Source organism: Cellulosimicrobium sp. PMB13 (assembly GCF_051294865.1).
Classification (GTDB): Bacteria; Actinomycetota; Actinomycetes; order Actinomycetales; family Cellulomonadaceae; genus Cellulosimicrobium.
On the sequence record NZ_CP145910.1, the window covers coordinates 547,504 to 560,176 of the forward strand.

Here is a 12,673-nt window from a genome sequence, read left to right on the forward strand (position 1 = left end):
GTCCCGCGTGGACCGTCGTCAGGCGGTGGTCCGGGTGGGCCGGTTCAGGGCAGGACGAGCGGGACGAGGTCGTCGATGCCGTCGACGACGAGGTCGGGGATCGTCGCGTCGACACCGGGCGCGGCGGCGCTGGTCGTGCCGGCGCCGGTCGTGTCTCGCAGCCCGAGGACGTCGAGCTCGGCGTCGGGCGTGGAGCCGCCCCGGACGAGCACGACCGTGCCCACCCCGGCACCGCGCGCGGCAGGAACGTCGCGACCCGGCTTGTCGCCGACGAACCAGGCCCGCGCCGGGTCCGCGTCGAGAGCGACGAGAGCCGTGCGCGCCGTCGTCGGGTCGGGCTTGCGGACGCCCAGCTCGTCGGAGTAGACGTGCGCGCCGACGAGCTCGTCGAGCCCTTCCTCGGCGAGCTCGTCGCGGACCGCCCGGCCGCACACGGTGTTGGACACGACCGCCACCGGCACGCCGAGGTCGCGTGCCCGCTCGAGCAGCGCGCGGACCCCGGGACGCACGGTCGGCACCGACTTGCTGCGCGCGTACCGGACCATGAGGTCGTGGCACTCGGCGCGCAGCCAGTCGCGCATCCCGGCACGCAGGTCCGCGGCGACGACGTTGTCGAGGCACGGCCCGACGAGCTCGACCCAGAACGTCGCGGCGTCGATCTCGGGGACGGTCGTCGTCCGCGCGCTGTCGGTGAGCGCCGTCTCGGTGAGCGCGGTCTCGGTGAGCGCCGTCTCGCTGAGCGCGGTCTCGGTGAGCGCGGCGTGCCGCGGGGACTCGTGGGCGGTCTTCCACGCGCGGTGCCGGCCGCGGGCCTCCTCCAGGGCGGACGCCGCGCCGTCGGTCGACACCGGGTACCCGGCGCGGGTCAGCCGCTCCGCGAGGTGTGCGGCGAACCGACGGCGGACGGTCTCGTCGGGCGTCGAGACCGCGATGACCCCGCCGTGGTCGAGCAGGATCGCCGACGGCAGGCCGGAGCGCTGACCCGTCAAAGCCGCACCGCCCCGCGCCGCACCGCGCTGTGCGACGCTGCCCCGCGCCGCACCGCCCCGCGCCGCACCGCCCTGTGCCGAACCCTGGGTTGTGCGGCGATCCGCGGCCTCTACGCCACGTAACCCGGGGTTCGGCACCGAGTGGTCCGCCGCGTCGCGGAGCAGCGGGACCAGCTCCGCGGGGGTGTCGAGGACGGCGTCGGCGGTCTCACGGACGGGGAACGGCGGGTGGTCGGTGTGCGTGTGCCGCGTGAGCACGACGGCGGCGACGCCCGCCCGACGGCCGGCGACGACGTCGCGGTCCTGCGTGTCGCCGACGTACCAGCACCGGGACGCCGTGGTGCCGAGGGCTCGTGCGGCGAGCTCGACGATGCCCGGGTGCGGCTTGCGGATCCCGACCTCGTCCGAGTACACCTGCACGGCGAACCGGTCCTCGAGCCCGTGCCGGGCGAGCAGCGCACGGTGCGCTCGTCCGCTGTGCGCGTTGGAGACGATGCCGACCGGGATGCCCAGGTCGTCGGCGAGGTCCAGCAGCTCGGGGATCCCGGGTCGTACGACGTGCTCCGCGAGCGTCGCGGTCAGGAGCTCCTGCAGCGCGCCCGCGCTCCCGGCGAGGATCTCGCGTGCCGGCTCGGGCAGCGGGCCTCCGTAGAACTCGCGCCAGATCGTCCGGTGGTCGAGCTCGGTGGGTTCGAGGCGCCGGGACTGCGCGTGCTTCCAGTGCTTGAGCGCGACCTGGCCGCCCTGCAGCACGGGCAGCAGCTCCTCGGCGCTGACGTGCTGCCCGCCGCGGGCCAGGACGTCCGCGACGTGCGCGGCCATCGTGGCCATGCCGTCCGGGTGCTTGCGCGTGGCGAAGACGACGCCGCCGAAGTCGAGCAGCAGGGCGGTCGGCCGGGTCGTCAGCCCCTCGGCCGACGACGCCGCCACCGCTGCCGTGCTCACCACCGCGCTCGGTGCAGCGCTCGGGTCAGGGCTCGGGTCCGTACGCGAGCCCGACGCGGGGCGATCGGCCCGGGCCGGCGGGACAGGAGTGGTGAGGGTCACGACGGCGACGGTAGGGACGGCCGCCCAACCGCCGTCGTCCGGCAGGTGGCGCGACGGTGAACGGCACCGGAACTTCTGGAACGTTCCAGATCCGCCCAGGAACAGGAGCCAACCGAGGCGCGAGGATGGACCCGTGACCCTCACCACCGGCTCGCGCCGACCCACCCTGCTCGACGTCGCGGCACACGCCGGCGTCTCCAAGTCGCTCGCATCGCTGGCCCTGCGCGGCGACGCGGGCGTGAGCGAGCGCACGCGCGAGCGGATCCTCGCGTCGGCTGACGCCCTGGGCTACCGGTCCAACACGCTCGCCCGCGCGCTCAAGCAGGGCCGCAGCATGCTCCTCGGCGTGGTGCTGTCGAGCCTCGACAACCCGTACCACACGGAGATCGTCGCGTCGGTCGAGGCGGCGGCGGAGGCGGAGGGGCTGTCCGTGCTGCTCGCGCACGGCTCGCGCGACCGCGGCCACCTCGCCGGGCGGGTCCAGCAGCTCCTCGACCTCGCGGTCGACGGGCTCGTCGTGGTGTCGTCGTGGGTCGAGCCCGAGGTGCTGACGACGGCGGCCCGCCGCGCGCCCGTCGTCATGGTGGGCCGCCCGGCCGCCCCCGTGGCGGGCGTCGACCTCGTCAACAACGACGACGAGCGCGGCGCGGCTCTCGTCGTCGACCACCTCGTCGCCGCCGGTCGCACCCGGATCGCGCACGTCACCGGCTCACGACGCCCCGCGGGGCTCGCGCGCCGCCGTGGGTACGAGGCGGCGATGCGCGACCACGGCCTCGACGACCGGGTGCGCGTCGTCGAGCACGACGGCGCCGTCCCCGCGCTCGACCCGGTCCTCGCGGCGGGGTACGACGCCGTCTTCGCCCGCAACGACGTCGAGGCGTTCGACGTCCTCGACCGGGCGCACGACCTGGGGCTGCGTGTGCCGGAGGACCTCGCCGTGGTCGGCTACGACGACACCGCGCTCGCGACGCGCGCCCGCCCGCGGCTGACGAGCGTCCAGCAGCAGCGCGAGCTCATGGGCCGGCGCGCGGTCGAGCTGCTCCGCGAGCGCGCGGAGGGACGCCACGGCGACGTGCACGAGGTGCTCGCGCCCACGCTCGTCGTGCGCGGCTCGAGCGCTCGACCGGCCGAGGCCGACTGAGCCCTGCGCGCCAGAGGGCTCAGGACGCGGCGTCGCGGGTGCGGTGCATGGAGACGTACGCCGAGAACCCCGCCCGCCGGGCGAACCGCACCGGGCGGCGGCGGGACTCCGTGAACCCGAGCTTGCGGTAGAGGCCGAGCGCCGGCGCGTTGGTGTCCTTGATGTCGCGCAGCACGAGCTCGTCGTACGGCAGGTCCATCAGGTGGCGCACGAGCGCGGTCGCCACACCCTTGCCCTGCTGCTCCGGCGCGGTGGTGACGAACCCGACCTCCGCGAGCCCCTCCCGGGCGCCGTCGTACGCGCCGAGGAACTGGCTGCGGACGATCCGATAGCTGATCGCACCGTGCACGCGACCGAGCACCTCCCGGAAGGGACGCTTCTCCGGCGCGAAGCACTCCTGCGCCCCCTCCGTGAAGGAGGCGACGGCGGCCGGCTCGCCGTCCACGAGCGCCACGTAGAACCGGTCGAGGACGAGCATGTGCTCGAACGCGTCGGCGAGGACGCGCGGATCGGAGGAGAAGTACGCGAAGTCCTCGGCGAAACCCTGCACGAGCACCTCGGTGATCCGTCGCCGGTACGTGTCGCCGAGCACGTCGCCCCGCACGATCTCGATCATTCGGTCCGTCCTTCCAGGAGGTCGCCGGCGGCGATCACCGCCGGACGTCACGGGGTCTACTGCCGCCGCCGTCGCGCGAACGCCCACGCGGCGCCGCCGAGGAACACCACGATGAGGCCCGCGCACCACGCGAGGGCGACCGCCGCCGTCGGGCCCAGGTCCGTGACCGGGGCGCCGTCGGTGCCGAGGCCCACGAGCAGACCGCGGATCGTCTCGATGACGGGCGTGACGGGCTGGTGCTCCGCGAAGCCACGCAGCCACGCCGGCATGGTCTCGGGCGGCACGAACGCGCTGGACACGTACGGCAGGAACAGCATGAAGAAGCCGAACCCCCCGGCCGCCGCGGCCGAGCGCACGAGCACGCCGACGAACGTCGCGACGCAGGTGATGGCGACGACGTAGGCCACGATCATCCCCACCGCCCCGAGCCACTCGAGCGCCGACGCGTCCGCGCGGAACCCGATGAGGTACGCGACCCCCAGCACGACGGCCGTCGTCACGAGGTTCTTCACGACGCTCGCGACGACGTGCCCCACGAGCACCGTCGCGCTCGCGATCGGCATCGAGCGGAAGCGGTCCATGATGCCGCCGGACATGTCCTGCTCGATCGTGATCGCCGTGTTCGACGCCCCGTACCCCGCGCACAGCAGGATGATCCCGGGCGTCGCGTAGGTGACGTAGTCGACGCCGACCGAGATCGCGCCGCCGAACACGTACACGAACAGCACCATGATCATCACGGGCAGCACGAGCGCGAGCAGCAGCTCGTCCGGCTCGCGGCGCACGAGCCGCAACGACCGCCCGATCATCGCGGACGTGTCCGTGAGCACGTGCCGCCCGGGCCGCGGCACCGCGGCGGGGGCAGGCAGCCCGGTGCCCGACGGCGCGGGCAGGGTCTGGGTGCTCATGCTGCGGCCTCCTCGGCGTGGGACTGGTCGGAGCTCTCGCCGCCTGGCGAGCCGCCGCCGTCGGCGGACCGGTCGCGCGTCCGGGCGGCGTGACCCGTCAGCGTGAGGAACACGTCGTCGAGCGTCGGCTCGCGCACCTCCCACCGCTCCGGCTCGACGCCCGTCGCCGCGACGGCGTCGAGCACGTCCCGCACGTGCGCGACCGACCCGTCGGTCGGCACCCGCAGCGTCGCGACGGCCGCTGCGACCGGACGAGCGGGCGTGGGGGCGGAGGATGCGAAGGGCGTAGAAGCCGCGCTCGCGAACGGACGGCCGGACGCGGCAGGCGACGGCGCGGCCAGCCCGAGCACCTCCGGCCCCACGCCCGCGGACCCGACCACGGCAGCATCCTCAGGCGTCGCGAACGTCAGCTCGACGGCGGCGTCGCCGACGCGGCGCTTGAGCTCGGACGGCGCCCCCTCCGCCACCACGCGCCCGTCGTCGATCAGCGCGACGCGGTCGGCGAGCTGGTCGGCCTCCTCGAGGTACTGCGTCGTGAGGAACAGGCTCGTGCCGTCGGCGACGACCTGCCGCACCACCTCCCACATGGTCTGGCGGCTGCGCGGGTCCAGGCCGGTCGTGGGTTCGTCGAGGAACATGACGCGGGGTCGGGCGAGGAGCCCGGCGGCGAGGTCGAGGCGGCGGCGCATGCCGCCGGAGTAGGTGACGACGCGGCGGTCGGCGGCGGCGGCGAGGTCGAACGCGTCGAGCAGGTCGTCGACGCGACCGCGGACGGCGCGGCGCGGGAGGTGCGCGAGACGACCCATCATCGCGAGGTTCTCGCGTCCGGTCTGCTTCTCGTCGACCGCCGCGTACTGCCCGGTGAGGCTGATGACCTCGCGCACGCGGGCGGCGTCGTGCACCACGTCGTGGCCCGCGACCGTCGCCGTGCCGCCGTCCGGCAGCAGGAGCGTCGACAGGATGCGGACCGTCGTGGTCTTGCCTGCCCCGTTGGGACCGAGGAGGGCGACGACCTCGCCCTCGGCGAGCGTGACGTCGACCCCGTCGAGCACGGGGACGGGTCTGCGAGCGCTGCCGAAGCTCTTGCGGAGCCCGACGGCGTGGACGAGCGGCCCTGACATGGCGACTCCTGACGGTGGCGACGGAAACTGTTTATGGCGGTATCAGTAATGCGTACGGTAGACACAGTTTCGCGACGGGTCAACACCCGCGAGAGGATGACCGCATGGACGACGACGCGCCCGGTGAGGCGACGGTGGCTCGCGAGCCCGCGGTCTCCCCCACGTTGCAGCGGCTGTGGGGTCGCGACGCGCCGCGCCGGCGCGGGCCGAAGCCCGCCTTGAGCGTCGACCAGATCGCGCGCGCCGCCGTCGACCTCGCGGACGCGGAAGGGCTCGACGCCGTCTCCATGGCTCGCGTCGCGGAGTCGCTCGGCTACTCGTCGATGGCGCTGTACCGGTACGTCGCGAGCAAGGACGAGCTGTTGTCGCTCATGGCCGACGCCGCCTCCGCGGACCTCGCGCTCCCCCCGGAGGCCGAGGGCGACTGGCGCTCCCGCCTCGAGGCCTGGACGCGCGCGCAGATCGAGGGCATCGTCGCCCGCCCCTGGTACCTCGACCTGCCGCTGACGACCGTACGGCTCGGACCGCACCGGCTGCGCTGGATCGACCGCGCGTTCTCGATCCTGCGCGACCTGGGCCTCACGACGGACGAGAAGCTGCAGATCGTCGGCCTGCTGGCGCAGCACGTGCTCGGGGAGGGGCGCGTGACCGTCGAGACCGAGCGCGCGGCGGCGCTCGCCGTCCGCCGCGAGCAGGGCTTGCCCGACGACACCCCGGAGTCCGAGCTCGACCCCGCCGCGCTGGAGCGCGCGAACCCCTACTACGACTTCGAGGCCGTCCTGCAGCACCTCGCGAACCCGGCGGAGTACCCCGACCTGTTCGCGGCGCTCGCCGACCTCCCGCCGTCGACGTCCGACGCCCCCCGGCACGACGACGCGTGGGAGGACGGCTTCGACGTCGGGTTGCAGATCGTCCTCGACGGCATCGAGGCGTTCGTCGAGCAGCGGACCGCGCTGCGTCGCTGAGCCGACGCCCCGCGCCGATCAGGGCGTCGGCACCGCCGGGACCTCGGGCACCTCGAGGTCGGGCAGGTCGAGGTCGGGGATCTCGACGTCCGGGACGTCGAACGTCGGCACCTCCACGTCCCCCATCTGCTCCCGCATCTCGTCCATGCGCTCCTCGCGCTCGCGCTGCAGGCACCCGAGGCGCGTGACCGGTCGGCCGGTGCACGACGACGTCGTCCCGTCCGAGGGGTCGCGGACCTCCTGCACGTAGCGGCCGTCGGCGTCGTGCTCGTTCGCGGTCACGGGTACGGCCGCGAGGGCGACGACGGCCGCGAGGGCGAGGACCGCCGTCGTGACGACGAGCACCGCCGCGCCGAGCCCCGCACGCACGGCAGCGGCGGAGCTGACGGGCGGGCGGTCCTCGGACTCCGCGCGCTGGCGGGCGGCGAGCCGCCACGCGACCCACACGCCGAGGGTCACGGGCAGCACCCACGCGACCGCGGCGAGCGCGGCGACCGGTCGGCCGTCCTCGCGCGCGAGAGCCCCGGACCCGACGGCGGCGACCACCGTCGCGACGATCCCCATGGCGACGGCGCGCCGCACCGCGGCGGCACGCAGCCACGAGCGCAGCGCGGCGATGCGCGCCGCACCGACCGGGCCGGGCGGGAGGTGACCGAGGTCGCGCGCCTGGACGAGCACCGAGCGGTAGAGCGTCGTCGACGTCACGGCGGCCACGACGAGCACCGCGCCGAGGCCCACGAGGAACCAGCGCACGACCACGGCGTCGCGCACCAGGTAGAGGAGGGCCAGGCCGGCCAGGACCCCGGCCCAGACCACGGCGAGCGCGACGACCGTGCCGCCCCGCAGCGGTGTCCAGCGCAGGGTGCGACGCACGAGACCGCGGGGGGCGCGCAGGAGGACGGGCAGGACGCGCATCGCGGTGATCGCGACCCAGAGCAGGACGACGATCCCCCAGACCGGCACGCCGCCGACGTGGGCGTCGCTCATCGAGAAGGTCACGACGAGCAGGACCGCGCCGATGAGCAGCACGGGCATCTCGGCGAGCCGCAGCACCTGCTGCCACACGCCGAGGTGCAGCACGTAGCCGGCCTCGGCGTGCTCGGGGTTCTGCGCGAGGACGGCGCCCATCCCCTGGGCGCTGCGGCTCGCGTCGACCGCGAGCGCCGCGTCGAGGTAGAGCAGGTCCGCATGCTCCGGCGCGACGGCGAGGCCTTGCCGCACGAGGGCGCGCGCGGTGTCGTCGTCCCCCAGCCGCGACCAGAGCCGCGCGGCCTGGAGAAGCCTGTCGGGGTCGTCGGGCGCGAGCTCGAGAGCCGACGCGATGCGCTCGCGCGCGAGCGCCCGGTCCTGCCGTCGGACCTTGCCGGCGAGGTGCGCGTCGGCGACCTGCAGGTGGTACCGCGCGTCGTCAGGGTCGAGCTCGAGCGCGCGAGCGGCGCTGTCCCGCGCCGACGCGACGTCGCCGGTGTTCTGCTGCGCGATCGACAGGAGGTGGAGGGCGCCGTGCGCCGCAGGCTGCGAGGCGACGACCTGCTCGAGCAGCGGGACCGCCTCCGCCGAGCGCTGCAGGCGCAGCCGCACCCAGCCGGCCGCGACGAGGAGATGCGGGTCGTCGGGCGTCGTGGCGAGCGCGGCGTCGACCTCGTCGAGGGCACGCTCGGGCCGCCCCATCTGGACGAGCAGCTCGACGCGCGAGACGACGGCCGCCGGGTCGGTCGTGGTGCTCACCGGTCGCTCAGAGCATGCGCCGCGCGCGCAGGTACGCGGCGAGGTCGTCGTAGCGGCCGTCGTTGTTGGCGAACGTCACGACGTTGCGCGCGGACTGGAGCCACGCCGTCGTCGAGGGCCGGAGCTCGGCGAGCGCCGCCCGCACGTCGGCCATGCTGATCGGCCGGACCTCGCCGGACGCGATCGAGTCCATCATCGCCTTCTCCGCGGCGGTCGCGCACAGGTGCTCGAGGTCGGCGCCCGAGAAGCCGTCGGTCTGCGCGGCGATCGCGCGCAGGTCGATCCCGGCGACCGGTCGACCGGCGAGGTGGTGGCGCAGGATCGCCTCGCGCGCGGGCTCGTCGGGCGGCAGGACGAGGACGACACGGTCGAAGCGGCCCGGCCGCAGCAGCGCGGTGTCGACGTCCCACGGGTGGTTCGTCGCGCCGAGCACGAAGAGGCCGTCGTTGTCGGAGCCGATGCCGTCCATCTCCTGGAGGAGCTGGTTGACGATCGTCCGCATCCCCGACGACCCCGAGTACTGGGCCCGCTTGCCGCCGATCGCGTCGACCTCGTCGAGGAACAGCACCGCGGGCGCGAGACGCCGTGCCTTCTGGAAGATCTCGTGCAGGCTCTTCTCCGACTCGCCCTGCCACCGGTTGAGGATGTCCGCGAGCGTCACCGTGAGGAACCGCGCCCCCAGCTCGCCCGCGACCGCGCGCGCCATGAACGTCTTGCCCGTGCCGGGCGGGCCGTAGAGCAGCAGGCCGCCGCGCAGCGACTTGCCGAACGCGCGCGCGATGGCCTGGTTGCGCATCGGCTCGAGGAACGCCTCGCGGATGCGCTTCTTCACCGGCTCGAGACCGCCGACGTCCGCGAGCGTGATGGTCTCGCGCGAGATCTCGACGAGCGACGGGTCGTCCGAGGCCTCGTCGTCGTCCCGTGCGGGGACGAGCCCGGGTGACGTGGGGGCCGGCGGAGGGGTGGGCGCCTGCGGAGGCGGCGCGAGCGCCGGTGACTGCGGCGTGACGCCCGACGCCGCCGCCTCGGCGCGCGTCCCTGGCGTGCTCCCCTCGACGAAGGGCGGCGGGACGTCCAGCCCCATCTCTTTCTCGAGGCGCCGCCAGTCGATGCCCGACGCCGCGGCGTCTCCCTGCGTGGTCGGGTCGCCCGGGGTGCCGGGGTCGACAGGTGCGGCGGGCCGGGCGTCGCCGACGGCGGGACGCCGAGGGACGGTCAGGTCGTCCGGGATGCCGGTGATGAGCGAGGACGACGTCGGTCGGGGCACGGTCGACGGCGGGTCGTCGGTCGAGGGGGCAGCGGTCGATGGCGGTGCCGCGGCAGCCGGGGGCGCTTCCGTCGCGGGGGTCGTGCGGTCGGGCGCCGCCGGAGCAGAGGGCGCTCGACCGGTCGCGGGACCGCCGGTCTGGCTCGCGCCGATGGCTGCGGCGGAGCGCTGGAGCACCGCGAGCGCCTCAGCGTTCGCTGGTTCGATGCGCAGTGCGGCGCTCGCGTGCTCCGTGGCCTCCACGGCACGGCCCGCGTCGAGGAGCAAGGCCGCGTAGTGCAGCCGGAGCGGTGCGCTGTCGGGCGCTGCCTGGACGGCGGCGGCGAGCGCGGAGAGAGCGGCGTCGGACATGCGAGCTCCTCGGGAAGGGGTGGACCGCACCTAGTGTGCCCTGTCCGGGCGACACCGTTCCCCGCCGTTCACAGTCCCGGTCGACGGGCTCCTGTCCACAGATCCGTGTCCGGGGCCCCGAGATGTCGGCGCGGCGCGGCACAGTGGGCTCATGACGACCGACGCACCCGACACCGAGACCCCCGAGCGGGCCACGACTCCCCTCGCGGCACCCGACGACGCACCCGTGCGGCCTCCGGACGGGGCCCGGTGCTTCGGCGACGGGGACCCGCTCTACGAGAGCTACCACGACACGGAGTGGGGCGTCCCGGTCCGCGGCGAGGCGGCGCTGCTGGAGCGCATCGCGCTCGAGGGGTTCCAGTCGGGATTGTCGTGGCTCACGGTGCTGCGCAAGCGCCCCGCGTTCCGCGCGGCGTTCGCGGACTTCGACCCGGAGGCGGTCGCCCGGTTCGGCGAGGACGACGTGGCGCGCCTGCTCGGCGACGCGGGCATCATCCGCAACCGCCAGAAGATCGAGGCCACGATCTCCAACGCGCGCGCCGTCCTCGCGCTGCACGAGCAGGGTGGCACCCTCGAGGAGCTGTTCTGGTCGTTCGCCCCCGAGGCCCGCGCAGAGGCTGCTCGGCCACGGACGTGGGCGGACGTCCCGTCCTTCTCGCCCGAGTCCGTCGCCCTCGCGAAGGCGTTCAAGAAGCTCGGGTTCCGGTTCATCGGCCCCACGACGGCGTACGCCGCGATGCAAGCGTGCGGCCTCGTCGACGACCACCTCGCGACGTGCCCGGTCGTGCTCGCGCGCACACCCTGACCTCGCACCGTGTCCGCATCCTGAGACGAGGTGCGACGATGGAGGCATGAGCTCCTACGTGTCCGTGCTGGACCTGTTCTCGATCGGCGTGGGTCCGTCCAGCTCGCACACGGTCGGACCCATGCGTGCCGCGCGAGCGTTCGCACGCTCCCTCGTCGCGAACGGAGTGCTCGACGACGTCGCGGGCGTACGCGTGGTGCTGTGCGGCTCCCTCGGCGCGACGGGGGTGGGGCACGGGACGCCCGACGCGGTGGTGGCCGGCCTCGTGGGCCTCGACCCGGAGACGTGCGACCCGGACCGTGTGCCGGGCGGGTGGGAGAAGCTCGGCGACGGCGCGCGGCTGTCGCTCCTCGGTCGTCACGACGTGACCGTGCGCCAGGACGACGTGCGGCTCGCCCCGCTGACGCGGATGCCCGGGCACCCGAACGGGATGCGCTTCACCGCGCTGTCCGCTGCGGGCGACGTCCTCGCCGAGGAGGCGTACTACTCGGTCGGCGGCGGGTTCGTCCTCACGGCGGCGCAGCTCGCGGCGGCGTCGGCGAACGAGGCGGCGCAGATCGGGGCAGAGCTCTCGGGCGAGCCCGTCGACCGGACGACCGAGCCGGCCGACGTGCCGTTCCCCTTCGCGAACGCCGCCGAGCTGCTCGCGACGTGCGCCGCGCGCGCGACGACGATCGCCGCCGTTGCGTGGGACAACGAGACGTCGCTGCGCCCTGCCGAGGAGGTCGGGGCCGGGATCGACCGGATCTGGGACGCGATGAGCGCGTGCGTGGACGCCGGCCTGGACCGCCAGGGCGTGCTGCCCGGCCGGCTGGGGGTGCGGCGTCGGGCACGGGCGCAGCGCGAGCGGCTGGAGCGTCTCGCGTCGGAGCGGCCGGGCCCGGTCGACCACTCGATCGAGTGGCTCCAGGCGTACGCGATGGCGGTGAACGAGGAGAACGCCGACGGCCGCCGCGTCGTGACCGCCCCGACGAACGGGGCTGCCGGGATCATCCCCGCGGTGGGGCGCCACTTCCTGCGCACCCACCCGGAGGTCGCCGCGGACGGCGAGCGGCGCCGTCGGACGATGCGGACCTACCTGCTCACCGCGGCCGCCATCGGCGCGCTCTACAAGCGCAACGCGTCCATCTCGGGCGCGGAGGCCGGGTGCCAGGGCGAGGTCGGGTCCGCGTGCTCGATGGCCGCGGGAGCCCTGTGCGCCGTGCTCGGCGGCACACCGGCGCAGGTCGAGAACGCGGCGGAGATCGCGATGGAGCACAACCTCGGCCTGACGTGCGACCCCGTCGGCGGTCTCGTGCAGGTCCCGTGCATCGAGCGCAACGCCATCGCGGCGTGCACCGCCGTCTCCGCGGCCCGCCTCGCGCTCCAGGGTGACGGCTCGCACGTCGTGTCCCTCGACACCGTCATCGAGACGATGCGCCAGACCGGCGTCGACATGTCGACGAAGTACAAGGAGACGTCGACGGGTGGCCTGGCGGTCAACGTCATCGAGTGCTGAGCCGGAGCGCAGCGGAGCAAGCGCAGGCTCCAGCACGACCAGCAGCCCGAGTGCTGAGCCGGAGCGCAGCGGAGCAAGCGCAGGCTCCAGCACGACCACGAGCGCCGGTGCTGAGCCGGAGCGCAGCGGAGCAAGCGCAGGCTCCAGCACGACCACCAGCCCCAGTGCTGAGCCGGAGCGCAGCGGAGCAAGCGCACCCTCTTTCCGTCAGGTCTCGAACTGGCGTGAGAGCATCAC

Annotated in this window: 10 protein-coding genes and 1 pseudogene; 4 read left to right on the top strand and 7 right to left on the bottom strand. The window is 74.6% G+C overall.

Annotated features, from left to right (window positions below; genetic code table 11):
* Positions 1-44: 44 nt before the first annotated feature.
* Both V5D56_RS02660 and V5D56_RS02665 read right to left on the bottom strand, forming a co-directional pair.
* The gene (locus V5D56_RS02660) at positions 45-848 is read right to left on the bottom strand and encodes an HAD family hydrolase (protein ID WP_435738939.1); all 804 of its coding nucleotides are present in this window, start codon (positions 846-848) and stop codon (positions 45-47) included.
* A 384-nt stretch (positions 849-1,232) separates the two neighbouring features.
* Positions 1,233-2,288, bottom strand: a pseudogene (locus V5D56_RS02665) (HAD family hydrolase); the annotation flags it as partial.
* On the opposite strand from V5D56_RS02665, the gene V5D56_RS02670 reads away from it, so the two are divergent.
* The gene (locus V5D56_RS02670; protein ID WP_435737521.1) at positions 2,170-3,177 is read left to right on the top strand and encodes a LacI family DNA-binding transcriptional regulator; all 1,008 of its coding nucleotides are present in this window, start codon (positions 2,170-2,172) and stop codon (positions 3,175-3,177) included. The pseudogene V5D56_RS02665 and the gene V5D56_RS02670 overlap by 119 nt on opposite strands.
* Before the next feature lie 19 nt (positions 3,178-3,196).
* Here V5D56_RS02670 and V5D56_RS02675 read toward each other — a convergent pair whose 3' ends face one another.
* Genes V5D56_RS02675 through V5D56_RS02685 form a run of 3 tightly spaced genes read right to left on the bottom strand, consistent with a single transcriptional unit; the run spans position 3,197 to position 5,822 of the window.
* On the bottom strand, positions 3,197-3,793 hold the full coding sequence (locus V5D56_RS02675) for a GNAT family N-acetyltransferase (RefSeq protein WP_435737522.1): 597 nt from the start codon (positions 3,791-3,793) through the stop codon (positions 3,197-3,199).
* A gap of 56 nt (positions 3,794-3,849) precedes the next feature.
* Entirely contained in the window at positions 3,850-4,701 is an 852-nt protein-coding gene (locus V5D56_RS02680; protein WP_435737523.1) for an ABC transporter permease, read from the bottom strand.
* A complete protein-coding gene (locus V5D56_RS02685) occupies positions 4,698-5,822 on the bottom strand; it encodes an ATP-binding cassette domain-containing protein (protein ID WP_435737524.1) in 1,125 nt (374 codons plus the stop codon). Before V5D56_RS02685 ends, V5D56_RS02680 begins: the two co-directional genes overlap by 4 nt.
* Before the next feature lie 104 nt (positions 5,823-5,926).
* Here V5D56_RS02685 and V5D56_RS02690 point away from each other — a divergent pair, with 104 nt between their 5' ends.
* Complete coding sequence (locus V5D56_RS02690; protein WP_435737525.1) at positions 5,927-6,787, top strand: TetR/AcrR family transcriptional regulator; 861 nt, start codon at positions 5,927-5,929, stop codon at positions 6,785-6,787.
* A gap of 18 nt (positions 6,788-6,805) precedes the next feature.
* On the opposite strand, the gene V5D56_RS02695 is transcribed toward V5D56_RS02690, so the two are convergent.
* Both V5D56_RS02695 and V5D56_RS02700 read right to left on the bottom strand, forming a co-directional pair.
* Positions 6,806-8,515 (bottom strand): tetratricopeptide repeat protein, encoded by a 1,710-nt coding sequence (locus tag V5D56_RS02695; protein WP_435737526.1) that lies wholly within the window; start codon positions 8,513-8,515, stop codon positions 6,806-6,808.
* 7 nt (positions 8,516-8,522) lie between these two features.
* The gene (locus tag V5D56_RS02700; RefSeq protein WP_435737527.1) at positions 8,523-10,133 is read right to left on the bottom strand and encodes an AAA family ATPase; all 1,611 of its coding nucleotides are present in this window, start codon (positions 10,131-10,133) and stop codon (positions 8,523-8,525) included.
* A gap of 151 nt (positions 10,134-10,284) precedes the next feature.
* Between V5D56_RS02700 and V5D56_RS02705 the strand changes: the two genes are divergently transcribed.
* Together V5D56_RS02705 and V5D56_RS02710 are read left to right on the top strand one after the other, a co-directional pair.
* Positions 10,285-10,938 carry a DNA-3-methyladenine glycosylase I gene (locus V5D56_RS02705; RefSeq protein WP_435737528.1) on the top strand — a complete coding sequence of 218 codons (654 nt, stop codon included), beginning with the start codon at positions 10,285-10,287 and terminating at the stop codon, positions 10,936-10,938.
* Positions 10,939-10,984: 46 nt separating this feature from the next.
* Complete coding sequence (locus tag V5D56_RS02710; protein WP_435737529.1) at positions 10,985-12,436, top strand: L-serine ammonia-lyase; 1,452 nt, start codon at positions 10,985-10,987, stop codon at positions 12,434-12,436.
* The last annotated feature ends 237 nt before the right edge of the window (positions 12,437-12,673 follow it).

Coding starts and splice junctions, on each gene's coding strand:
- V5D56_RS02675 (WP_435737522.1), bottom strand. CDS start 3,793: ATGATCGAGATCGTGCGGGGCGACGTGCTCGGCGACACGTACCGGCGA.
- V5D56_RS02680 (WP_435737523.1), bottom strand. CDS start 4,701: ATGAGCACCCAGACCCTGCCCGCGCCGTCGGGCACCGGGCTGCCTGCC.
- V5D56_RS02685 (WP_435737524.1), bottom strand. CDS start 5,822: ATGTCAGGGCCGCTCGTCCACGCCGTCGGGCTCCGCAAGAGCTTCGGC.
- V5D56_RS02690 (WP_435737525.1), top strand. CDS start 5,927: ATGGACGACGACGCGCCCGGTGAGGCGACGGTGGCTCGCGAGCCCGCG.
- V5D56_RS02700 (WP_435737527.1), bottom strand. CDS start 10,133: ATGTCCGACGCCGCTCTCTCCGCGCTCGCCGCCGCCGTCCAGGCAGCG.
- V5D56_RS02705 (WP_435737528.1), top strand. CDS start 10,285: ATGACGACCGACGCACCCGACACCGAGACCCCCGAGCGGGCCACGACT.
- V5D56_RS02710 (WP_435737529.1), top strand. CDS start 10,985: ATGAGCTCCTACGTGTCCGTGCTGGACCTGTTCTCGATCGGCGTGGGT.